Here is a 22,406-nt window from a genome sequence, read left to right as displayed (position 1 = left end):
AATTTCGTTATTTTATCGGACTAAAATTCAATTCAACTGAATAAAAATGGAAGTTAAAAAGAATCCTAAATCGAACCTTGAAAATTTCACGAAGGTTTTCACCTTGCTGGGGTTGGTTTTAGCACTATATGTTGTTTACGTAGCTATAGAGCATAAAACTTACGACAGAGTAGTAGAAGAACTACAAGCTGCTACCATCCAGTCTGAGGAAGTGGAAGACATGATTATGATGCAAATCAAACCACCTTCTACACCTCCACCACCACCGCCACCACCACCACCACCATCTCCAGAGCAATTTGAGAAGGTAGAAGATGATGTGGAAATCGAAGAAGTAGTTATTCAAACTACGGAAGTAGAATTAGAAGACAAAATCGAAATCGAGCAAATTGAATATAGCGACGAAGTAGAGGAAGTTGTTTACGAAGATATTCCTTTTGCTGCTATTCAAAATCCTGCTATTTTTCCTGGATGTGAGAAAAAGAAGGATAAAAAGAAATGTTTTAGTGAAAAGGTAAACAAACACATTAGTAAGAACTTTGATACAGGTTTAGCTGATGAGTTAGGATTGTCTGGAGTAATTAGAATGGCTGCTATCTTTAAAATTGACATTAACGGAAAAGTTACTGATGTTAGAGTAAGGTCTAAAAACCCTGAGTTAACTAAAGAATTTAAGAAAGCTATTGAAAAGTTACCACAAATGGTACCTGCAAGCCAAAACGGTAGAAAAGTAAACTTATTATTCTCTTTACCATTAGTGTTTAGAGTAGAATAGTAAAGTTTCTAACAATATTTTAAAAGGTGCAATGAATTTTCATTGCACCTTTTTTGTTTTTGGCACGCTATTTGTTTACTAATATGTATAGTTAGTTTAGTTTATAAGATATTAGTTTTTCATAAGTTTTAGTTTAGATTAGAAACTGTCCTTTTAGGGCAGTTTTTTTGTTTTTACCTTTTTCAAATTTTGTCGAGAATCAACTTTTAACCTGTAACTTTAATACTTTCAACTATTGTAGTACCTTTGCAAAAATTATTTGTTTAACTAAATTCATATAGCATGCAACTGTATAATAAGTTAAGCGCAGAAGAACGTGCCCAGTTAATAGACGAGGCAGGAAAAGACCGCTTGACCATTTCATTTTACCAGTATCACAATATTGGAAATCCACAGGTATTTAGAGACCATTTATTTCTAACATGGGATTCTTTAGAAGTTTTAGGGAGAATCTATGTTGCCAAAGAAGGAATTAATGCGCAATTGTCTGTACCGGCAGAGAACTTTAACTCTTTTAAAGAGCATTTAGATAGTATTCCTTTTTTAAAAGACATCCGATTAAATATTGCCGTAGAGCAAGACAATAAATCTTTTTTAAAGTTAAAAGTTAAAGTAAGAGATAAAATTGTTGCAGACGGTTTAAACGATGAGACTTTTAATGTAACGGATAAAGGAGTGCATTTAAACGCATCGGATTTTAATAAAATGTTAGCAGATCCTAATACTGTTTGTGTGGATATGCGTAACCATTACGAAAGTGAAATAGGACATTTTGAAGGGGCGGTTACACCAGATGTAGATACTTTTAGAGATTCGTTAGATATTATTGAAGAAGATTTAAAAGAACACAAAGAAGATAAAAACTTGTTAATGTACTGTACAGGTGGAATTCGATGTGAAAAAGCAAGTGCTTATTACAAGCACAAAGGTTTTAAAAACGTATTTCAATTAGAAGGAGGAATTATAGAATATACCCGTCAGGTAAAAGAAGAAGGAATAGAAAATAAGTTTAAAGGAAAGAACTTTGTTTTTGATCACCGTAAGTCTGAAAAAATTTCTGAGGATGTTATTTCTAACTGTCATCAATGTGGTGCTCCTTGCGATGTACATGTAAATTGTGCTAACGAAGCTTGCCATTTATTATTTATTCAGTGCGATTCTTGTAAAGAAAAAATGGACGAATGTTGTTCTGATGATTGTAAAGAAATAAATGCATTGCCATACGAAGAACAAAAAGAATTGCGAAAGGGTAAATCCAATAGCAATAAGATTTTTAAGAAAGGAAGATCCGAGGTTTTGAAATTTAAAAAGTAGTGCTATGAACAAAATTGAGTTGATGGCTCCTGCGGGAAATTTTGAATCTTTACAGGCGGCTTTAGATAACGGATGCGATTCTATTTACTTTGGGGTAGAGCAGTTAAACATGCGAGCTAGAGCATCTATTAACTTTACATTGGACGATTTAGAAGAAATTTCTAGAAGATGTGAGGAAAAAGGAGTTCGCTCTTATTTAACCTTAAATACCATAATTTACGATCACGATTTATCGATTGTAAAAACGTTGATTAAAAGAGCAAAAGAAGCTAAAATTACTGCTGTAATTTGTATGGATCAGGCAGTAATAGGTATGGCAAGAGCAGAAGGTATGGAGGTGCATATTTCTACTCAAATAAACATTACCAATATAGAGTCGGTACGTTTCTATGCTATGTTTGCAGATACAGTGGTGTTGAGTCGTGAATTGAGTTTACGTCAGGTAAAGAAAATTACGGAGCAAATAGAAAAAGAAGAAATTAAAGGGCCTTCTGGTAGGTTGGTAGAGATTGAAATCTTTGGACATGGTGCTTTGTGTATGGCCGTTTCTGGAAAATGTTATATGAGTTTACATTCTGCAAACTCATCGGCAAATAGAGGAGCATGTAAGCAGAATTGTAGAAAGAAATATACGGTCATAGATCAGGAGACTGGTTTTGAAATGGAGTTGGACAACGAGTATATTATGTCTCCTAAAGATTTGTGTACCATCGACTTTTTAGACGAAATTGCCGATGCTGGGATTAAGGTTTTAAAGATAGAAGGAAGAGGAAGAGCACCAGAGTATGTAGCAAAGGTAATTAAGTGCTATCGTGAAGCTATTGATAGTTTATACGCAGGAACTTTTGATAAAGAGAAAGTAATTTCTTGGATGCAAGAGTTGGAAAAAGTATATAATAGAGGTTTTTGGAGCGGGTACTATTTGGGTCAGAAACTAGGAGAATGGTCTAAAGGATCAGGTTCTCATGCCACTCAGAAAAAAGTGTATTTAGGAAAAGGAATGCATTATTTCTCTAAAGCTCAAATAGGAGAGTTTAAAATAGAGGCTTACGATGTTGCTGTAGGCGATACTATTTTAATAACGGGTCCAACAACAGGAGCTCAAGAAATGCAAGTAAAAGAGTTGTATGTGGATGAGCAATCGGCCAAAAAGGCAAGTAAAGGAGAAACTTTTACCCTAAAAACAGACTTTAAAATTCGTCCATCGGATAAGTTGTATAAAATAGTAGAAAACGTAGTAGAAGCCTAATGGTCGTAATTACTTTACAGAGAAATAAGTGTATTGGGTGTAATTATTGTGTGGAATTAGCTCCGGGTCAATTCCAGATGTCTAAAAAAGATGGGAAATCTGTTTTATTACACGCACAGGAAAAAAAAGGGTTCTTTACTATTAAGTCTCCAGACGAGACTATTTTTAACGATGCTATAGAAGCAAAAAAAGCGTGCCCCGTTAAAATTATAGAAGTAAAGCAGATGTAATTTATAGAGAGAAAAGACATTAAGTTTTTCTTTCGATGAAATAATTATATCTTTAAAAAATAATAGGAAATTTAACTACGCGTTAAATAAAATGAATTAAGAATCGTTCACTATAAAGTGGATTTTATACATAGATATATATGAGCTGTAATAGTTGCTCAACTAAGGATGGAGTACCAAAGGGCTGTAAAAGCAATGGTAGTTGTGGTACCGGGAGTTGTGATAAATTAACTGTTTTTGATTGGTTGTCTAACATGGAATTGCCAACGGGTCAGAAACCTTTTGATATTGTTGAAGTTCGTTTTAAAAACGGAAGAAAACATTTTTTTAAAAACGAAAAGAATTTCCAATTAAACATTGGAGAGGTAGTAGCCGTAGAAGGGAATCCTGGGCACGATATTGGAACTGTTTCTCTTACGGGAGAATTGGTGAAAATTCAGATGCGTAAGAAAAAGGTAGATCCAGAAGGAGAGTTGGTAAAGAAAATTTACCGAAAAGCTACGGAGAAAGACATCAACATATGGGAAGAAGCTAGAGCTAGAGAAATTGATACCCAGAAAAGAGGTAGAGAGATTATCATCAAGTTAGGGCTTAAAATGAAACTATCCGATGTAGAATATCAAGGAGATGGTAACAAAGCTACGTTCTATTATACTGCAGATGAACGTGTAGATTTCCGTCAGTTAATTCGAGATTTAGCTTCTGCATTCTCTATTCGTGTAGAGATGAAACAAGTAGGATTACGTCAGGAAGCTGCTCGTTTGGGAGGTGTTGGTTCTTGTGGACGTGAGTTGTGTTGTTCTACTTGGTTAACAGACTTTAGAAAAGTAAATACTGCAGCAGCAAGATATCAACAATTGTCTTTAAACCCATTAAAATTGGCAGGACAATGTGGTAAATTAAAATGTTGTTTAAATTACGAGTTAGATACGTATTTAGATGCTTTAAAAGAATTTCCATCGCAAAATGTTACGCTTAAGACCGAAAAAGGGCTTGGTATATTCATTAAAATGGACATTTTTAAAGAAGTCTTATGGTATACTTATAAAGAAGACAAGAGCAAGTGGTTTAAGCTAACATTGGATCAGGTTCAAGAAATTATTGAAGAAAATAAAAAAGGAAATTCTGTTGAAAGCTTAGAAGATTTTGATGCTGAAAATGTAGAGGAAACTAAGATTGACTTTGAAAATGTTGTAGGACAAGACAGTTTAACTCGTTTTGACGAACCAAAGAAATCTAAACGAAGAAGAAACAAAAAGTCGAACCGCAATAGAAACAATAGAGGGCCTGCAGAAAATAAACCAAAAGGAACTCCAGAGTCTAAAAGGAAAGAAGACAACAAAGAAGGAACCAATCAAAAGCCAGGGAATAGGCCAGCAAGGAGACCGAACAATAGAAACAGAAAACCTCAAAATCAGAATCCAAATCAACAAGCTGGAGGTCAAAAACAAAACAACCAAACAAAGAACGCCAACACTCAAGAAGGCGGAAATAATAAACCAAATGCTAGGAACAACAAACCTAGACCACAAAGAAAATCCAACGGAAATAAACCTCAACAAAAACCACAACCAGGAAATAAAGCACAAGGACAGGGGCAACCAAAAGGTGAAAATAAGAATGTGAATGCACAGGATAAATCGCCTAATAATAAGCCAAGGAGAAGGAATAATAATAGAAAAAAACCGAATCCAAATCAACCAAACAATGGACCTGCAAAAAGTGAATAAAATCCTTTTTACAATTTTAATTGTAGTGCTATTTTCTTGCGATGACAAGAAATATGATAGCTATCAGACAGTTGAGAATGCTACGTGGAAAATAAACCATCCTTATTCTTTTGAAGTGGATGTGCAAGAGATTTCTAAACCTCATAATGTGTTTTTAAATATTAGAACAGATAAAAATTATGGGTTTAGAAATCTGTTTGTTATAAGTGAACTTACCTATCCAGACGGGGTTTCTGTACAAGATACTTTGGAATACGAAATGGCAGATGCTTTTGGAAATTGGCTAGGTGACGGTATTACGGATGTAAAAAACAACCAACTTTATTATTTAGAGAATTTTACATTTCCCGAAAAAGGAACCTACAAGTTTAAGTTTATCCATGCCATGCGAAAGCGAGGTGCACTAGAAGGTTTGTATGAGCTAGAAGGGATAAGAGATATTGGACTTAGAATAGAAGAATTACAAAACTAATCAACATAATAAAATGGCAAAAAAAGAGGAAACCAAACCAAACTACTCTTTGTATTTAAGAATACTTTGGGGGCTGTTTTTATTTTCAATTTTAAGCGTAGCGGGGCTCTTTGTAGCTATTAACTACGGAGCATTTGGAAAGTTACCTACTTTTGAAGAATTAGAGAACCCAGAAAGAAATTTTGCAACCGAAATTATTTCTTCTGATGGAGTTACTTTGGGTAAATATTACAGAGAAAATAGAACGCCTGTTACATTTGAAGATTTACCAGAAAATTTGGTGAAAGCTTTAGTAGCTACAGAAGATGAGCGTTTTTACGAACATGCTGGAATAGATTTTTATGCTTTAGGTAGAGCGATAAGTAAGCTTGGAAAAGGAGGAGGAGGAAGTACAATTTCTCAGCAATTGGCCAAGCAACTTTTTACAGAAGATTTCGAGACGAAAAGCATTATTGATAGAATTCAACAAAAGCTAAAAGAGTGGGTAATTGCCATAAAACTAGAAAGGCAGTATACCAAGAACGAAATTGTTACCATGTACTTAAACAAGTACGATTTCTTGTACAATGCCATTGGAATTCGTTCGGCAGCAAGAATTTATTTTAACAAAGAACCCAAAGACTTAAATGTAGAGGAATCTGCAATATTGGTAGGAATGGCCAAAAATCCGTCCTTGTACAACCCAAGAAGATTTCCTGCCAACGCTAAAAACAGACGAAATACGGTGTTTAGACAAATGCATAAAAACGATCTGTTAACTTTAGAAGCAAGAGACTCGTTAAGAGCATTACCTGTAGAAATAGAGTATACACCACAAGGGCATAGCGATGGACATGCTACCTATTTTAGAGAATATTTAAGAGATTACTTAAAAAAGTGGGCTAAGAGTCATCCTAAAGAAGATGGTACTCATTACGACATTTATAGAGATGGGTTAAAAGTATACGTAACCTTAGATTCTAGAATGCAGGGTTATGCAGAAGAAGCTGTTGCGGAGCACATGTCTAACCTACAACGTATTTTCTTTAAAGAGCAAAAGAGAAATAGAACGGCTCCTTTTTACGATATCAGTAAAGCAGATATTGATAGGAGTATGTGGAGGTCTATTGTACGTACACAACGTTATCAAACATTAAATGATCAGGGGGTAAGTAAAAAAGAGATTCTTAGAAACTTTAAAATCAAAAGAAAAATGCGTGTTTTTGATTGGAAAAAAGGAACTAAGGATACTGTTTTATCTCCTTATGATTCTATTAAGTATTACAAAACACATTTACGTACTGGTTTGTTGGCTGTAGAGCCACAAACAGGACATATTAAAGCGTGGGTAGGTGGTATCAATCACAAGTATTTTAAATACGACAACGTTCGCCAAGGTGCACACCAAGCAGGTTCTACTTTTAAGCCTTTTGTGTATGCAACGGCAATTAACCAATTTAGAATTTCTCCTTGCGAAAAATACCCTAATACACCCTATACCATTCCAAGAGGAAAGTATGGTTTGTTAGAAGATTGGACTCCTAAAAACTCTGGTGAAAAGTATGGAGGCGAGTTAACATTAAAACAAGCATTGGCTGGATCTGTAAATGTAATTACAGCCCGAATGATGGATAGAGTTGGGCCACAAATGGTAGTGAACTTGGCTAAAAAGTCTGGGGTAACCAGTCATTTAGATCCTTATCCTTCTTTGGCTTTGGGAACTCAGGACGTAAGTCTTTTTGACATGGTAGGTGTTTATGCCATGTTTGCCAATAAAGGTTTTAGAGTACACCAAACCATGGTAATGCGTATAGAAGATAAAAACGGGGCAGTTTTACAACGTTTTGTTCCCTCTTCTCAAGAGGTAATGAGCGAGGAAGCAGCTTATGCAGTATTAGATTTGTTAAAAGGAGTAACAATGGAAGGTTCTGGTGTTCGTTTGCGTGGGCATAGATCTAAATATCCAGATAATGTAGCTACAGGATATCCGTATGAGTTTACAAATCCTATTGCTGGTAAAACAGGGACGACACAAAATCAATCGGACGGTTGGTTTATGGGAGTGGTACCAAATTTGGCAACTGGAGTATGGACGGGTGGAGAAGACAGAGCTACACACTTTGCAGGAATTACTTTTGGGCAAGGAGCTAGTATGTCTTTACCTACATGGGCTTTGTTTATGAAGAAATGTTATGCCGATGAATCTTTAGGAATAAGTCAAGAGGATTTTGAACAACCAGAAAACTTTGGTATAGCTATTGATTGTGAATCTCCAGATGATAAAGATGATTTTACAGCTGCTGTAGATGATGAATTTTAAAAGAAAATAGGAAAATGAAGATTATATCGTACAACGTTAACGGAATAAGAGCGGCTTTAAAAAAAGGATTTTTAGAGTGGTTAGAAGCTGCCAATCCAGATATTTTGTGTTTACAAGAAACAAAAGCGCATAAAGAACAGCTAGATATAACCGTTTTTGAGGAATTGGGGTATAAATACACCTATTGGTTTTCTGCGCAGAAAAAAGGATACAGCAGTGTAGCGGTTTTATGTAAAGAAGAACCAAAACATGTGGAGTATGGTACAGGAATAGAGTCTATGGACTTTGAGGGTAGAAACTTACGTGTAGATTACGATACTTTTTCTGTGATGAGTTTGTATTTGCCATCGGGAACGAACGATGCTCGTTTGGGATTTAAACTGAATTACATGGACGAGTTTTTAGACTATGTAACCGAAATACGAAAAGAAGTACCAAACCTTGTTATATGTGGAGACTATAACATCTGTCACGAGGAAATAGACATTCACAATCCAAAGCAAAACAAAAACACTTCTGGGTTTTTACCTGTGGAGAGAGAGTGGCTAACGAAGTTTATGGCTAGTGGTTTTGTAGATAGTTTTAGACATTTTAACAAAGAACCACACCACTATTCTTGGTGGAGCTACAGAGCCAATGCGAGAGCGAATAATAAAGGGTGGAGGATAGACTACCATATGGTAACAGAACCATTAAAAGAAAGAATGGAAAGAGCTTATATTTTACCAGAGGCTAAACATTCTGATCACTGTCCAATAGTGTTAGAAATATCAAAATAAAAAACATGAGAACTTTTTTTCTTGCCTTAATTTCGGGGTTGTTATTAACAAGTTGTGTTACCAAAAAAAGATTTGTGGAATTGTCTAAGCGATACGACAATTTAAGGCAGTCTAACGGGAAGTTAATCACTAAGAACAGTAAGTTATTAAGCGATAACAACAAGTTAAAAGACGATTTAGAAAAGGAAAATACAGCAAAAGAAGTTTTAGAAAATAAGATTGCTCTATTGCAACAGGAATTAGAAGCGTTACAAAATAAGCAAGCTAAATTACAAGATGCTTACGATTTGTTAGCTTCTAAAAGCTCTTCTGCAATAAAAGCCAAAGCAAAAGAAAATCAGCAATTATTAGCAAATTTAGAGGAAAAGGAAACAGCACTGTTTAAAGAAGAAGCGGAACTAAGAAAGCTTAAAGCTGCTTTGGAAGCAAGATCTAAAAGAATTGCAGATTTAGAAGCTTTAATTGCAAGTAAAGAAGCCGCTATGCAAACCTTAAAAGAGGCAATTAGCAAGGCATTAATTGGTTTTAAAGGAAAAGGGTTAACGGTAGAACACAGAGATGGTAAAATCTATGTTTCTATGGATAATAAATTATTGTTCCGTTCTGGAAAATGGGTTGTGGGTGCAGAAGGAAAGGCTGCTGTGGTAGAGTTGGCTAAAGTGTTGGTGGAGAATCCAGATATTCATGTTTTAATAGAAGGACACACGGATAATGTTCCATACAAAGGAGCTGTAATTCTAGATAACTGGGATTTATCGGTTAAGAGAGCTACGGCAATTGTACGAATTTTACAACGCAACAAGGTTTCGCCACAACAAATTACAGCTGCTGGTAGAAGCGAATACAACCCTGTAGAAAACAATACCACAAAAGAAGGAAAAGCTAAGAATAGAAGAATTGAAATTATCTTATCACCTAATTTAGATGAGGTAACCAAATTATTGAATGAATAATCGACATAACAACTAACGAATGAAGCTTTTATTAGGTGTGTTTTTAACAACGGCCAGCGTATTTTCTCAAAGTTCTAAACCAACTTTGCCAGCAATTGAAAAAGACACAACCATTGTACAGGAAACTGCTTTAGTAGCAGGAAATGAAGTAATAATAGACAAGGATTCGTTGTCTAAAATAAATGAGCTTTGGTTAGAAAATTTATACAAATCTCCAAAGGTAGATAGTGTTTTTACACTGTTAAAACCCGTAGAACAACACAACTTTACTTTTGATGAATTGTCTACAGACACGTTAAAATATAGATTGGAGCGATTAAACGAAAAAACTCCTTTTCATATAGAATACAATAAGGAGCTAGAGCGAGTAATCAAAAGCTATTTAAAATATCGCAAGAGATATTATCCGGAGCTAATGGCGAGAGCGGATTTCTATTTTCCCTTTTTTGAAGAGCAATTGGCTAATTACAATGTTCCTTTAGAGGTTAAATACTTGGCTGTTGTAGAATCTGCTTTAAAACCAAGAGCAAAATCTAGAGTTGGAGCAACTGGAATGTGGCAGTTTATGTATCGTACAGGTAAGAACTATAATTTAAAGGTAAGTTCTTATGTAGATGAAAGGCAAGACCCTGTAAAAGCAACCAAGGCTGCATGTCAGTTTTTAAGTGATTTATATAGTATTTACCACGATTGGGATTTGGCTTTAGCAGCATATAATTCAGGACCTGGAAATGTATCTAAAGCAATTAGAAGATCGGGAAATAGAACCAATTACTGGAATATTAGACCTTTTTTACCCAAAGAAACTGCGGGTTATTTACCAGCTTTTTACGCAACTATGTACATTTTTGAGTATGCCAAAGAACACGGTATAGAAAAAGAACCTCCTAGAATTCATTATTTTGAAGTGGACAGTGTACAAGTAAAGCAATTGATTAGCTTTAAACAAATTAACCACATGGTGGGAACAGATATGGACTTATTAGAGTATTTAAATCCCTCTTATAAGTTAGATATGGTTCCTTTTGTAAAGGGAAGAAATTACAAAGTTGCGTTACCGGTAAAGGATGCAATTAAATTTGTAGACAAAGAAGAAGAAATTTACGCGTATGTAAATGCACAAGATAAAAAGAGAGAGCGACCGTTGCCAAAGTATTTCGAAATGAGCCAAAGAGTACGTTATTCGGTTCGTTCGGGAGATTTCTTAGGTTCTATAGCGGGTAAGTTTGGAGTACGTGTTAGAGATATTAAAAGATGGAATAATTTATCGAGTGATAATTTAAGGATTGGTCAACGTTTGACTATTTTTCCTAAAAAAATAAATTATACGGTAAGTAAGCCTAAGAAGGAAACAGTTCAAAAAGTAGAGGTTCCAAAAGTTGGTGCCAAACAGTATCATACAATTACAGAGGGAGATAATTTATCGTATATCGCAAAAAAATATAAGGTAACCATTACTGCTTTACGATCTTGGAACAATCTTTGGAAGAATGATAATCTAAGCCTTGGTCAAAAGCTAGTGATTTATAAAAAATAAAGAAAATGAATAAAATAATTGCCATATTAAGCATTGTGCTTCTTTTTTCGTGTAATGGAAAAGAAGAAAAAGATAAGAAGACATTAACTATAAAAGCTGAATCTACAGGTAGAATTAACCATGTAATAGTAGTGGTAAATCCATACGATTGGGATGGGAAATTAGAGAATTCATTTAAAGAATTAATTTCTGAACCTTTGGTTGGTTTACCGCAAGAAGAGTATGCTTTAAACATTAACGATGTGCCACACCAGGCCTATAATAGTATGTTTAAGAAAAGTAGAAATTTGTTATTGTTAAAGGTGAACGAAGGTACCAAGGAATCTTTTTCTATAAAGTACGATGCAAATGCTAGACCTCAGACTTTAATTGAGATAAATGCTCCATCAAAAGATGCATTGTACGACATAATTAAGGAAAAAGGATCTGAAATAGTAAAAGCGTATAAGAAAGGAGATTTAAAAGCGACTCAAAAAGAACATGCCAAAAATAGGTATAAAAGAAAAATTGATGCTTTAGAAAAGTTAGGGGTAAGTATGGTAATTCCCGACAAATACAGAATGGTAACCGATACTTTAGGCTCATTTTTATGGATGAGAAGTAGGATTGCTGGAGGAGTGGCCATTGGAGATCAAACCAATGAGTTAGTAGTATACGAAGCTCCTATGTTTGATGCGAATAAACCAATAGTAGATCAGATTGTTAAAAACAGAGATAGTATAGGGAAAGCTTATATTAGAGGAGATGATGTAGATAAAATGTACATGATTACCGAAGCTGCAAGAAAACCTGTGGTAAAAGAAATTACATTGAATGGAAAAAAAGCCTACGAAACACGTGGTACTTGGGAAGTGTTTGGAGCTTTTAATGCAGGACCTTTCTTAAACTACTCTATAGTTGACGAGAAAAACAATCGAGTAATTGTAGTAGAAGGGTTTAATTACGCTCCATCGGTAAATAAGCGTGACTTTGTTTTTGAATTGGAAGCAATGCTTACCACTGCTTGGATTCGATAATTGCTAAACAAATAGTACTACCAGTTTCTACAGCTGTGCTGTTAGAAATAAGAATTGGTTGCTCGTTTAGAAATGCTTCTATTAGGTAATGAGTTCCCTTAAAAAAGGATTCTTTTACCGTTGCTTTAATACTAGAATCTTCAACAATTTTTAATTGTTCTGGATATAAAATTAGATTTCCTTCCCTATCAATATTTAAATTTTGGTAGGGAATTTCATTTACTTCGTTAAAGAAAGAAGCTACATATACACTTTTAGGATGTTCATAGAGCTCATTTGGAGTCCCGTTAGCAATAATTTTTTTATCTCTAATAATGTGTACCTCATCGGCAAAAGAAAGAGCATCTGTACTATCGTGTGTTGCTACAATACAACTAATCTGTTTAGACTTAAGGTAGCTAAATAGTTTTCTTCTTAAATGATTTTTTCTAAAATTGTCTATGTGACTAAAAGGTTCGTCTAATAATAAAATTTTTGGTTCTTTAGCCAATACACGAGCAATGGCAACTCTTTGTTTCTGCCCACCACTTAGTTTTTTTACTTTAATGTTTGCAAAATCTACCATGTCTACCACCTCTAAGAGTTCCTGAACTCTAGCTTGCTTCTTGTCTTTGTATATATTAGACAAAAATTCCCCAACATTTTCTGCAACCGTAGTATAAGGCATTAAACTAAAGTCCTGTGCCAGGTATTTCATAAAAGCATGTCCCGGAATTAAATGATATTTAGGACCTAATAGTTTTTCATCATTATAGAAAATTTCTCCATGGGTTAAATCCATTAAACCATAGATAATTTCTAGCAGTGTACTCTTTCCACAACCACTTTCTCCTAAGATAGCGGTATAATTTCCGTCTTTTACACGTAGGGTAATATTCTCTAAAACTGTTTTAGAATCGGGATAACTATAACTAACGTTCTTTATAGAAAGCATGGTCGATAAATTTAGGAGACAAAGATAAAGTATCTATTAGTTAGAAAGATTCAGAAAATAAATATTAATTTTCGAACTTATAAAACAAATAATTTAAAAAGATGAAAAATTCCATTCGTTTAATTTTGATGACATTTTTATGTTTTCAAGTAGGATTTGCTCAAAAGGATTTTGAAAGCTCTTTTGAGGAAGAAAATGTACTTTCTGGTAACGTTGGAGTTACCAATATTGGAGAGCAAACTTTTGTTGGTCTTCGTTTACAACCAGAGTTTACCTTTGGGAAATTTGGTTTAGGACTAGATGTACCTTTATTGTTTAATATAGAAGATGGTGAATTAAGAACAGAAGAGTTTAAAAACGGAGTAGGAGTACTTCGTATGGTTCGCTATTTACGTTACGGACGTAAAAAAACAGATCCTATTTATGTAAAATTAGGAGATATGACGGGAGAGGAATTAGGATATGGTGCTATTTTAGGAAATTACACCAATGCGGTATCTTTTGAAAGAAGAAAAGTAGGAGTTAGTGCTGATTTATTATTCAAGAAAAAAATTGGATTGGAAGCTATTTACAGCGATTTAAACTTTGATGGAAGCATGAAGTTATTAGCAGTAAGACCTTATTATAAGCCTTTTGGTGCTATGGAAATTCCAATTGTAAATACCATTGAATTTGGGGTGAGTTTAGTAACCGATAAAGATGATTTTGAGGAAGTAACAGAAAATGGTACAACAACCAATACTACTTTTACCAGAGATGGTAACAGTGCTTTTGGAGTAGATGTTGGGGCTACGTTATTAAAAAATAACATGCTAGAGTTAACAACAGATGTTCAGTACGCTCGATTGAATAAAAACGATGCATTGGCAAATTATTTAACCACAGCCAATCCTACAGCTTCTTACGATACGGGAGCAGGTTTTGCTGCAGGATTAGAGGTAGGTGTTAATTTTGTAGCCAAGGTTTTTCATTTAAATGCTCGTATAGAAAGACAATGGTATGGAGAAAATTACATTCCACAATTCTACAATTTTGGATATGAAATTAACAAAGATGCTCGTTTACTAGAATTGGTTTCTGCAGAAAAAGCTCAAGGTATTTATGGGCGTTTAGGAACCGAAATTTTAAACTTAGTAAAAGTAGAAGGAGAATTATTGTTACCAGACGATTTGGATAATAGCAATAGAGGTGCTATTGTAGGGTTGACATTACAGACCAAAGAAATAGCTAAATTTAAAGCAAGAGGACGTTATTCTAAATCTGCATTAACAGACTTGGGAGATGCATTTAAATTTAATGGAAACTCTTTAGCCAATGTAATTGTTACTTATAGATTAAACCAGTTTATGGAAACAGGGGTAGACTATCAGTGGACTTACGCTCAAAAAGACGATGGAACTTTTGGACCTGTAAACCAAGTAAGACCTTATATTGGTTTTAGTATGAAGTTTTAGATAACATATTGTGAATTAGTAAGAAGCCTTTCAAATTATTTGTAAGGCTTTTTTTTTTGAGTGTACTAAAGAGTTAGTTGTTTGAAAAAAAACTTTATTATTTTGAAGAAATTTTTAGGGAAACACAATCATGAATTGTCATACATAATATAAACTCAATATGAATATTATGAAATCAAATCACAAAACAAGAGTGACGAGCTTTGCAAAGCTATTGTTATTCCCTATTTTATTTCTTGCGATTGGCATTAATTCATGCCAAACAGAAGAAAATGAATTGGTAGAAGAAAACAATTCACAAAATCAGAATGCAAAACTTCAGACCACCAGTATTAATGACCTACAAACGTTAATTTTGGATGAAAGTCAAGAAATTAAATATCCCATATCTATTGTAACGTATAATCAAACTATTGATAGAAGTAACGATTTTGCTTTTACGAACAATCAGGATTTGTTAAATTTTTTAAGGGAGGTTAATTTAAATGAAGTGACTATTTCTGTTAAATACCCCTTAATAATCATAAATGTAGCAAATGAAGAGGAAGAATCGTTAGCAAATAATTCTCAACTTAATGATGTTGCTGAAGAAATTAATACACAAAATTTCATAGAGTTTATTGAAGAGCTAAAATACATTACACAGTTAGATGGACAATTAGATGATTTTATTGATAATTCACCAAACATTAAGATAGAATATCCTTATACAGTAATGATTGGAGGAGAAACTATTGAAATTAAAGACAATATATCTCTTGAGGCTGCAAGGGAGATATTTAGTACGTTTAGACAAGTAGATATTATTTTCCCTGTTACAATTATAAACTATGAGTATGATCGCTTTGTAGTTTCTAGTTTGTTGGATCTTAAAGGGGAGCAAAGTCTGTATGATGAGGAGCATTTAGATAATAGAGGAAGGTTTAGCAATTATAAAGTGCAATATCCTGTAAATATTATTACAGCAGCAAATACATCAGCATTTGCAAGTGAAGATATTGAGTTTTATCCTGTGGATGATGTACCAGAATATTATACTGTAAATTATCCTATCAACTTAATCAGTAGATCAGATGATAGAATTCCGGTAGAAATAAATAACATAGAAGAGTTTATTTCCGTAGTAAAGAATAATTAAAAAAACTTTTGATATAACAAGGAGAGAGTGGAGCTTAAAAACATAATTTTAACGCTTTACTCTTTTCCAATACTTAGAATTATTGATATGAGTAAACCTACTTTATGCGATGAAAAATACTTTGAATCTTTTTATAAAACTCATTTTCAATCAGCAATAAATTTTGCTTTTTATAAAAATGGGAGACAAGACAACTCTCATGATTTAGTGCAAGAAGCTTTTTCTAATATATGGGAGAATTGTAGTAAAATTGATTTCACAAAAGCAAAATCTTATCTGTTTACGAGTATTCAAAATTTATATTTAAATAGAATTAAACATCAAAAAGTGGTGTTTACTTATCAAAAGGAGACACCATATTTTGATAGGGATAATCAAAATCCGGAGTATATTCTGGAAGAAAAAGAGTTTAAACAAGATTTACTAGATAGAATTGCTGCATTACCAGAGAAACAAAGAGTGGTTTTTTTATTGAATAGAATAGAAGATAAAAAGTATCGTGAGATATCGGAAATACTGAATATTTCAATAAAAACAGTAGAAAACAGAATGTCATTAGCTATAAAAGCATTGAATGTTAAAACGAAATTCACCAAATAATAGATCTCATGAAACAAGAAGAAAATATGCACAAGTGGTTGAATGGGGAAAAAGAATTTTTAAGTTCTGAGCAAGTAAGTAGCTTAGAAAAAATGAGCCATTATCTTAAACATATAGAAATACCCGAAGTAAATGTTAACAACTCTTATAACGATTTTAAAGAGCGCTTTGATAGGAAACCTACTAAGGTTTTTTATCTAAAAAAGATATTTTTAGCGGCAGCTTCTCTAGTATTATTAGTAATGTCTGCAAGTTATTTTTGGTTTCTTACAAAAGAAACAATTGTAGAAACTGGAGTTGCTGAAAATGAAGTACTTGTATTGCCAGATAATTCTAAAGTAACTTTAAATGCTGGGTCTAAGGTTTTTTATCAAAAGGAGAATTGGGATAAAGAAAGAGTGTTAGCTCTATCAGGAGAAGCTTATTTTAAGGTAGCTAAAGGAAAGCGTTTTACCGTGAAGTTAAAAGATGGATTTGTTCAAGTATTAGGAACGGAATTCAACATAAAAGACCGTGATAAGTATTTTGAGGTAGTCTGTTATCACGGAAAAGTAAAAGTGAAACACAATCACACGGAAACCATTTTAACGGCAGGTAAAAGCTTTAGCGTAAAAGATGTTGTGAAAGAACAATATACTACCACCAATAATAAATTGCCAAGTTGGATGTTAAAGGAGTCTAGTTATGAGAATGTGGCTTTGCACGTTGTTTTAGACGATTTGGAAAGACATTATTTGATAGATTTGGATAGAAGTAAAATTGATGGAAATAAATTGTTCAGAGGAGCTTTTCCTCATGATAATTTAGAAGTAGCTTTAAACACTATTTGTTTGCCACTGAATCTAAAATTTAAAATAGAAAATAAAAAAGTTAGCCTGTTTAAGAATGAATAAAAGAACTTTTTTATTTTTCTCTTACTTTTTAATAGTTACTTCTTCTTTATTTGGACAGAAGAAAGGAATTCCTTTGGTTGAACTTTTAAAAATATATGAAGAGAAATTTCAAGTAAAGTTTACTTCTAATCCTAAAAATATTGAAAATGTTTTTGTGAAAAAAGAAGATAAAATTACCTCTTTGGATGGAGCAATTACTTTTTTAGAGAGTAATACAAAACTAGTTTTTAAAGTACTAGATAAAAGGTATATAACCATTATCCCCCAGCAAAATAAAATAGAATACTTAACACCTGTAACACTTACTTATTTAACTCCTGGTTTAGAAAAGCAAAAAGATGGAAGCATTGCTTTAAATACGAAAGAATTTGGAATATTGCCGGGACTTACTCAAACGGACATCATGCAAACTATTCAGGTAATTCCTGGTGTTGAAAGCGAAAATGATGATATAAATTATCTGAATATAAGAGGGGGGACCAATGATCAAAATTTGGTTTTATTGGACGGAATTAAAATGTACCATTACAGTCATTTTTTTGGTTTGATTTCTGCCTATGATGCCAATCTGATAAGTAAAGTAGAAGTAATAAAAAACGGGACAAGTAGTAAATATGGAGATGGAGTTTCTAGTACCATTAATTTAGTTACTAAAAATAAATTGGCAAATAGATTTTCTGGAGGTATAGGCTCTGATTTATTAGCGACCAGTACTTATTTTGAATTGCCAATATCTAAGAAAATTACGTTCCAACTATCAGGAAGAAAATCTCTAAGTGGTATTGTAAACACAATCACTTACAATAATTACTATTTAAAAACTTTTCAGGGAAGTGAGATTCAAACAGAAAATAAAATTCCAGATGTAAACTATAATTCAAAATTTAATTTTCACGATTATAGCTTTCGAATTTTATACGATTTCAATACCAAAAATAAGGTTCGTTTTAATTTTTTTAATATCGAAAACGAATTGGATTATGTTGAAGAACTAAATGGGAACCTGAGAAAAAGAAGTTCTCTAAATCAAAAAAAAATAGCTGTGGGTTTTAACTGGGAACATGATTGGAATGCTAAACTTAGGTCTAAAATAAATCTATATCATACCAACTATACCATTAATTCTTTTGACGAAAAATTAAGTCTTAATCAGTCTATTCAGCAAAAGAACAATATTATTGAAAATGCAGTTAAACTAGATAATCACTGGAGTTTTAAACCAGGTTATACGTTTTTATTTGGAGGTCATTTTTATGAAACAGGAGCCTTAAATAAAACAGTGGTTAGTATTCCAAGTTTAAGAAGAACCTTAAAAAAAGTTTTACTAGAAACTGTAATGTATTCAGAACTAGAAATTGCTAAAGGGAAGGATTATGTAAGAGCTGGATTGCGGTTAAACTATTTTGACAAATGGAAAAAAACAATTGTAGAGCCTCGATTTATTTATAAACGAAAGTTGAATAGATATCTAAAACTTAAATTTTTAACAGAAGCTAAGCACCAAACAGTGAATCAAACAGTTGATTTTAAGGATAATTTCTTGAGCATAGAAAACAGAAGGTGGGTGCTTTCAAATAATCAAAATCGGCCTATTCTTAAAAGTCAACAATATTCTTACGGTTTAGAATTTGCTAAAAACGGTTACTACGGAGAATTGACAACTTTTTTTAAGAGTGTAAAAGGCATTACAGCTTTAAGTCAAGGATTTTATAATAATTTTCAATTTGTAGATGCTTCGGGAGATTACGATGTTTTGGGAACAGAGTTTTTAATAAACAAAAGAACAGACAACTTTAGTACTTGGATAGGGTATATAATTAGCAGGAACGATTATACTTTTCCAAGTTTTGCTCCCAAACATTTTAGAAATAATGTGCATGTGGAACATTCTTTAAATATTGGGGGAAACATTCATTTTAATAAAAAATTAACCTTATCGGCAGGAATAAATTGGAAGACAGGGAATCTATATACAAAACCTGTTAAAGGAAATGAAATAATAAACATTAGTGGAGTTAGACAAGTAAATTACGATGTCCCTAATGGTGAAATGTTACCAAATTATTTTCGTTTAGACATTTCTACTAAGTATCAATTTCGTCTAAATCCTAATTTAAAAGGTGTTCTTTCTATTGGAACATTAAATGTTACAAATAGAAAAAATGTAATCAAACGATATTATACTTTAGATGATGATCAGTTGGTTGAGACGAACAATTCGTCTTTAAAAATAACTCCTAATGTTAGCTTACGATTTGATTTTTAAATAAAAAACTCTATTATGGTAAAATACCTTAATAGAGTTTTTTTTGGTGTAAGATTGGGTCTTACTTTTCCACCTTTAAAATATCTTTTATCAACTCTTCAAATTGTTGCTTAGGTAAAGCTCCTTGAGCCATTTGTGGCTTTTCTCCTTTAGGACAAAATAATAAAGATGGAATAGAACGAATTCCAAAAGCACCAGCCAATTCTTGTTCTGCCTCGGTGTCTACTTTGTAAATGTTAATCTTTCCATTGTATTCTTTTTGTAATTCCTCTAGCAACGGAGCTAGCGCTTTACAAGGACCACACCAGTCTGCGTAGAAATCTATAATTGCAGGAACTTCTCCAGCAAAATCCCATTCTTGAGATTCTTCGAAATTGAATACTTTATCTAAAAAATCTTGTTTTGTGATTGTTTGTACCATGATTTTGTTTTTATCAGTCAATATTACTGAATACTAAGTCGTTGTTCAGTATCAAATATTACATAAGGCTAAAGCGGAGTAAAAGTCAAAAAAAATCGAGAAGAAAACTTCCCGATTTTAATTCCTTTAAGCCAATGCTTTTTCTATAATTTCTTTAATATAAGGGCTTTTTTCTTCGGTTAAAATAGCTTCCAATTGGGCTTTGTTATCTGCGAGTAAGGTAGCCTCTGCAACGGTAAGGTTAATGGCTTCTAACTTAATAGCTCCATTTTTCATACCTAGTCCTTTTGTTAAAAATGCTTTTTGCTCGTCTGTTGTAATTCCTACGTACTTTAAGGTTAACAAACCAGCCAATACATCTTTATTTGCAATAGCTTCGCTTAATTTCTTAGCCAAGGCCTCTGTATTTACTTTGGCAGCCAAAGGTTCAATATCTGCTAAAATAGCTTGCCTGTCTTCGTTAGAACGAGCCTTTAAATATTTTCCAGCCAATGGAACAATGGCATCGTAATTAGCATCGTTGGCAGCAGGAGCAGCTTTCTTCTCTTGCTTTGCCCAAGAATCTGTTAATCCAACCGTACGGTTAAAAATCAATTTATCAGAAGTACTATCTACATCTGCACAGAAATATCCTTTACGTTGAAACTGAAATCTATCTCCTGGTGTAGAATCTAACAAACTAGGTTCAACCAAGGCCTCAATTACTTTAAGTGAATTAGGGTTTATAAATTCTTTAAAATCAATATCCTTGTGACTATCTGGAGCTTCATCTTTAAACAAACGATCGTATAAACGAACTTCAGCAGGTTGAGCATGTTTGCTACTTACCCAATGAATGGTTCCTTTTACTCTACGTTGGCTTGCTTCTGTACCAGATCCAGAACGAGAATCTAAATCGGCAGTACAGTGAATTACGGTAATATTTCCGTTTTCGTCTTTTTCTACAGATTCCGCTTTTATAATGTATGCGTTCTTTAAACGAACTTCTCCTCCTAATTTTAATCGGAAGAATTTTTTGTTTGCTTGTTCTCTAAAGTCTTCTCTTTCAATAAATATTTCTTTAGAAAAAGGAACTTTTCTGTCTCCTGCATTTTCATCTTCAGGATTGTTCTCTGCAATTAAAATTTCCTCTTTATCTTCTGGATAGTTGTCAATAACCAATTTTACAGGGTCTAAAACAGCCATTACACGTGGAGCTGTTTTGTTTAATTCATCCTTAATACAGAATTCTAATAAAGCAACATCGGTAACATTGTCTCTTTTAGAAATACCTGCTACTTCGCTAAACTTCTTAATAGAGTCGGGTGTATATCCTCTTCTACGCAAACCAGAAATGGTAGGCATACGCGGATCGTCCCATCCAGCTACATGACCTTCGTTTACCAATTGTAACAACTTACGTTTACTCATTACTGTATAACTAATGTTTCTACGAGCAAATTCACGCTGTTTCGGTTTTGTATCCTCAGCTGTGTACACTTGTTCTAAATACCATTCGTACAAATCTCTATGGCTCTTAAACTCCAATGTACATAGAGAATGTGTAATTTCTTCTAAGTAATCAGATTCACCATGAGTCCAATCGTACATTGGATAAATTACCCAATCATTCCCTGTTCTGTGGTGATGTTTCTTTAAAATACGATACATAATAGGATCACGCATGTGCATGTTATTATGTGTCATATCTATTTTAGCACGTAATATAGCTTGTCCTTCGTTAAACTCTCCATTCTTCATTTTGTCAAATAAAGCCAAGTTTTCCTCAGGAGTTGTATCTCTGTATGGTCCTGCAACACCAGGTTCTGTAGGTGTTCCTTTTTGTTTTGCTATTTCTTCAGAAGATTGCAAATCAACGTAGGCTTTACCGTCTTTTATAAACTGAATTGCCCAATCGTACAATTGCTGGAAATAGTCTGAAGAGTACAATTCTTTGTCCCACTGAAAACCTAACCAAGCAACATCTCTTTTAATAGCATCTACATATTCCTGCTCTTCCTTTGCTGGGTTGGTATCATCAAAACGAAGATTTACGGGAGCTTTGTATTTTTCTCCCAATCCAAAATTTAAACAAATAGAAGCTGCATGCCCAATGTGTAAATACCCATTAGGTTCTGGTGGAAAACGGAATCTTAGATTTTTAGGGTCTAATCCATTTGCCAAATCTTCTTCTATAATTTGTTCAATAAAGTTTAGTGATTTCTTCTCTGCCATTTCAACCAAATAATTTAAGCCACAAATTTAATGAAATTCGATTGACTAGCGAGATAATGTTAGGGAATGATTAAAAGCTAATTCTGGTTCTAAAGCAAGGGGTTAAGAATTGGTTAAATGGAGTATATTAGC

At 33.4% G+C, this 22,406-nt stretch carries 19 protein-coding genes; 16 read left to right on the top strand and 3 right to left on the bottom strand.

Annotated features, from left to right (window positions below; translation table 11 throughout):
* The first annotated feature begins 46 nt into the window (after positions 1–46).
* From ACXHHC_RS10580 to ACXHHC_RS10530, 11 genes are all read left to right on the top strand, one after another.
* Positions 47–775, top strand: coding sequence for an energy transducer TonB (locus ACXHHC_RS10580; protein WP_458226346.1), 729 nt, complete (start codon positions 47–49; stop codon positions 773–775).
* Positions 776–1,057: 282 nt separating this feature from the next.
* The gene (trhO, locus tag ACXHHC_RS10575) at positions 1,058–2,089 is read left to right on the top strand and encodes an oxygen-dependent tRNA uridine(34) hydroxylase TrhO (protein WP_458226345.1); all 1,032 of its coding nucleotides are present in this window, start codon (positions 1,058–1,060) and stop codon (positions 2,087–2,089) included.
* A gap of 4 nt (positions 2,090–2,093) precedes the next feature.
* Positions 2,094–3,338, top strand: a complete 1,245-nt coding sequence (locus ACXHHC_RS10570; RefSeq protein WP_458226344.1) for a peptidase U32 family protein — start codon at positions 2,094–2,096, stop codon at positions 3,336–3,338.
* On the top strand, positions 3,338–3,568 hold the full coding sequence (locus ACXHHC_RS10565) for a ferredoxin (RefSeq protein WP_458226343.1): 231 nt from the start codon (positions 3,338–3,340) through the stop codon (positions 3,566–3,568). The genes ACXHHC_RS10570 and ACXHHC_RS10565 overlap by 1 nt, the downstream gene beginning before the upstream one ends.
* A gap of 140 nt (positions 3,569–3,708) precedes the next feature.
* Complete coding sequence (gene ricT, locus ACXHHC_RS10560; protein WP_458226342.1) at positions 3,709–5,298, top strand: regulatory iron-sulfur-containing complex subunit RicT; 1,590 nt, start codon at positions 3,709–3,711, stop codon at positions 5,296–5,298.
* Positions 5,276–5,770 carry a gliding motility lipoprotein GldH gene (locus ACXHHC_RS10555; RefSeq protein WP_458226341.1) on the top strand — a complete coding sequence of 165 codons (495 nt, stop codon included), beginning with the start codon at positions 5,276–5,278 and terminating at the stop codon, positions 5,768–5,770. The genes ricT and ACXHHC_RS10555 overlap by 23 nt, the downstream gene beginning before the upstream one ends.
* 13 nt (positions 5,771–5,783) lie before the next feature.
* Positions 5,784–8,069 carry a transglycosylase domain-containing protein gene (locus tag ACXHHC_RS10550; RefSeq protein ID WP_458226340.1) on the top strand — a complete coding sequence of 762 codons (2,286 nt, stop codon included), beginning with the start codon at positions 5,784–5,786 and terminating at the stop codon, positions 8,067–8,069.
* A gap of 14 nt (positions 8,070–8,083) precedes the next feature.
* Complete coding sequence (locus ACXHHC_RS10545; RefSeq protein ID WP_458226339.1) at positions 8,084–8,848, top strand: exodeoxyribonuclease III; 765 nt, start codon at positions 8,084–8,086, stop codon at positions 8,846–8,848.
* Between the two features lie 5 nt (positions 8,849–8,853).
* Positions 8,854–9,801 (top strand): OmpA family protein, encoded by a 948-nt coding sequence (locus ACXHHC_RS10540; protein WP_458226338.1) that lies wholly within the window; start codon positions 8,854–8,856, stop codon positions 9,799–9,801.
* Positions 9,802–9,820: 19 nt separating this feature from the next.
* Complete coding sequence (locus tag ACXHHC_RS10535; protein ID WP_458226337.1) at positions 9,821–11,338, top strand: LysM peptidoglycan-binding domain-containing protein; 1,518 nt, start codon at positions 9,821–9,823, stop codon at positions 11,336–11,338.
* A gap of 5 nt (positions 11,339–11,343) precedes the next feature.
* Complete coding sequence (locus tag ACXHHC_RS10530) at positions 11,344–12,354, top strand: DUF4837 family protein (RefSeq protein WP_458226336.1); 1,011 nt, start codon at positions 11,344–11,346, stop codon at positions 12,352–12,354.
* Here ACXHHC_RS10530 and ACXHHC_RS10525 read toward each other — a convergent pair.
* On the bottom strand, positions 12,332–13,288 hold the full coding sequence (locus ACXHHC_RS10525; protein ID WP_458226335.1) for an ABC transporter ATP-binding protein: 957 nt from the start codon (positions 13,286–13,288) through the stop codon (positions 12,332–12,334). The genes ACXHHC_RS10530 and ACXHHC_RS10525 overlap by 23 nt on opposite strands.
* Positions 13,289–13,389: 101 nt before the next feature.
* Here ACXHHC_RS10525 and ACXHHC_RS10520 point away from each other — a divergent pair, with 101 nt between their 5' ends.
* The 5 genes from ACXHHC_RS10520 to ACXHHC_RS10500 all read left to right on the top strand — a co-directional run bounded on the left by ACXHHC_RS10520 (position 13,390) and on the right by ACXHHC_RS10500 (position 19,639).
* Positions 13,390–14,742 (top strand): hypothetical protein, encoded by a 1,353-nt coding sequence (locus ACXHHC_RS10520; RefSeq protein WP_458226334.1) that lies wholly within the window; start codon positions 13,390–13,392, stop codon positions 14,740–14,742.
* 169 nt (positions 14,743–14,911) lie between these two features.
* Positions 14,912–15,880, top strand: coding sequence for a hypothetical protein (locus tag ACXHHC_RS10515; protein WP_458226333.1), 969 nt, complete (start codon positions 14,912–14,914; stop codon positions 15,878–15,880).
* A gap of 87 nt (positions 15,881–15,967) precedes the next feature.
* Positions 15,968–16,480: an RNA polymerase sigma factor gene (locus ACXHHC_RS10510; RefSeq protein WP_458226332.1), complete on the top strand. Its 513-nt coding sequence runs from the start codon at positions 15,968–15,970 to the stop codon at positions 16,478–16,480.
* A gap of 8 nt (positions 16,481–16,488) precedes the next feature.
* On the top strand, positions 16,489–17,373 hold the full coding sequence (locus ACXHHC_RS10505; protein WP_458226331.1) for a FecR family protein: 885 nt from the start codon (positions 16,489–16,491) through the stop codon (positions 17,371–17,373).
* On the top strand, positions 17,366–19,639 hold the full coding sequence (locus tag ACXHHC_RS10500) for a TonB-dependent receptor plug domain-containing protein (protein ID WP_458226330.1): 2,274 nt from the start codon (positions 17,366–17,368) through the stop codon (positions 19,637–19,639). The genes ACXHHC_RS10505 and ACXHHC_RS10500 overlap by 8 nt, the downstream gene beginning before the upstream one ends.
* A 61-nt stretch (positions 19,640–19,700) precedes the next feature.
* On the opposite strand, the gene trxA is transcribed toward ACXHHC_RS10500, so the two are convergent.
* Together trxA and ACXHHC_RS10490 are read right to left on the bottom strand one after the other, a co-directional pair.
* Positions 19,701–20,060, bottom strand: coding sequence for a thioredoxin (trxA, locus tag ACXHHC_RS10495; protein WP_458226329.1), 360 nt, complete (start codon positions 20,058–20,060; stop codon positions 19,701–19,703).
* 126 nt (positions 20,061–20,186) lie between these two features.
* Complete coding sequence (locus ACXHHC_RS10490; protein WP_458226328.1) at positions 20,187–22,274, bottom strand: glutamine--tRNA ligase/YqeY domain fusion protein; 2,088 nt, start codon at positions 22,272–22,274, stop codon at positions 20,187–20,189.
* Between the last annotated feature and the right edge of the window lie 132 nt (positions 22,275–22,406).

It is taken from the genome of Wenyingzhuangia sp. IMCC45574, assembly GCF_054182685.1.
Note: the sequence above shows the minus strand (reverse complement) of the source record. Positions and strands in the feature narration are given on the sequence as shown.

Excerpts from the sequence above, each read along its gene's own strand:
- trhO (WP_458226345.1), top strand. The coding sequence starts at position 1,058 with ATGCAACTGTATAATAAGTTAAGCGCAGAAGAACGTGCCCAGTTAATA.
- ACXHHC_RS10535 (WP_458226337.1), top strand. The coding sequence starts at position 9,821 with ATGAAGCTTTTATTAGGTGTGTTTTTAACAACGGCCAGCGTATTTTCT.
- ricT (WP_458226342.1), top strand. The coding sequence starts at position 3,709 with ATGAGCTGTAATAGTTGCTCAACTAAGGATGGAGTACCAAAGGGCTGT.
- ACXHHC_RS10520 (WP_458226334.1), top strand. The coding sequence starts at position 13,390 with ATGAAAAATTCCATTCGTTTAATTTTGATGACATTTTTATGTTTTCAA.
- ACXHHC_RS10550 (WP_458226340.1), top strand. The coding sequence starts at position 5,784 with ATGGCAAAAAAAGAGGAAACCAAACCAAACTACTCTTTGTATTTAAGA.
- ACXHHC_RS10500 (WP_458226330.1), top strand. The coding sequence starts at position 17,366 with ATGAATAAAAGAACTTTTTTATTTTTCTCTTACTTTTTAATAGTTACT.
- ACXHHC_RS10565 (WP_458226343.1), top strand. The coding sequence starts at position 3,338 with ATGGTCGTAATTACTTTACAGAGAAATAAGTGTATTGGGTGTAATTAT.
- ACXHHC_RS10570 (WP_458226344.1), top strand. The coding sequence starts at position 2,094 with ATGAACAAAATTGAGTTGATGGCTCCTGCGGGAAATTTTGAATCTTTA.
- ACXHHC_RS10525 (WP_458226335.1), bottom strand. The coding sequence starts at position 13,288 with ATGCTTTCTATAAAGAACGTTAGTTATAGTTATCCCGATTCTAAAACA.
- trxA (WP_458226329.1), bottom strand. The coding sequence starts at position 20,060 with ATGGTACAAACAATCACAAAACAAGATTTTTTAGATAAAGTATTCAAT.
- ACXHHC_RS10540 (WP_458226338.1), top strand. The coding sequence starts at position 8,854 with ATGAGAACTTTTTTTCTTGCCTTAATTTCGGGGTTGTTATTAACAAGT.
- ACXHHC_RS10555 (WP_458226341.1), top strand. The coding sequence starts at position 5,276 with ATGGACCTGCAAAAAGTGAATAAAATCCTTTTTACAATTTTAATTGTA.
- ACXHHC_RS10545 (WP_458226339.1), top strand. The coding sequence starts at position 8,084 with ATGAAGATTATATCGTACAACGTTAACGGAATAAGAGCGGCTTTAAAA.
- ACXHHC_RS10505 (WP_458226331.1), top strand. The coding sequence starts at position 16,489 with ATGAAACAAGAAGAAAATATGCACAAGTGGTTGAATGGGGAAAAAGAA.
- ACXHHC_RS10490 (WP_458226328.1), bottom strand. The coding sequence starts at position 22,274 with ATGGCAGAGAAGAAATCACTAAACTTTATTGAACAAATTATAGAAGAA.
- ACXHHC_RS10515 (WP_458226333.1), top strand. The coding sequence starts at position 14,912 with ATGAAATCAAATCACAAAACAAGAGTGACGAGCTTTGCAAAGCTATTG.
- ACXHHC_RS10510 (WP_458226332.1), top strand. The coding sequence starts at position 15,968 with ATGAGTAAACCTACTTTATGCGATGAAAAATACTTTGAATCTTTTTAT.
- ACXHHC_RS10580 (WP_458226346.1), top strand. The coding sequence starts at position 47 with ATGGAAGTTAAAAAGAATCCTAAATCGAACCTTGAAAATTTCACGAAG.
- ACXHHC_RS10530 (WP_458226336.1), top strand. The coding sequence starts at position 11,344 with ATGAATAAAATAATTGCCATATTAAGCATTGTGCTTCTTTTTTCGTGT.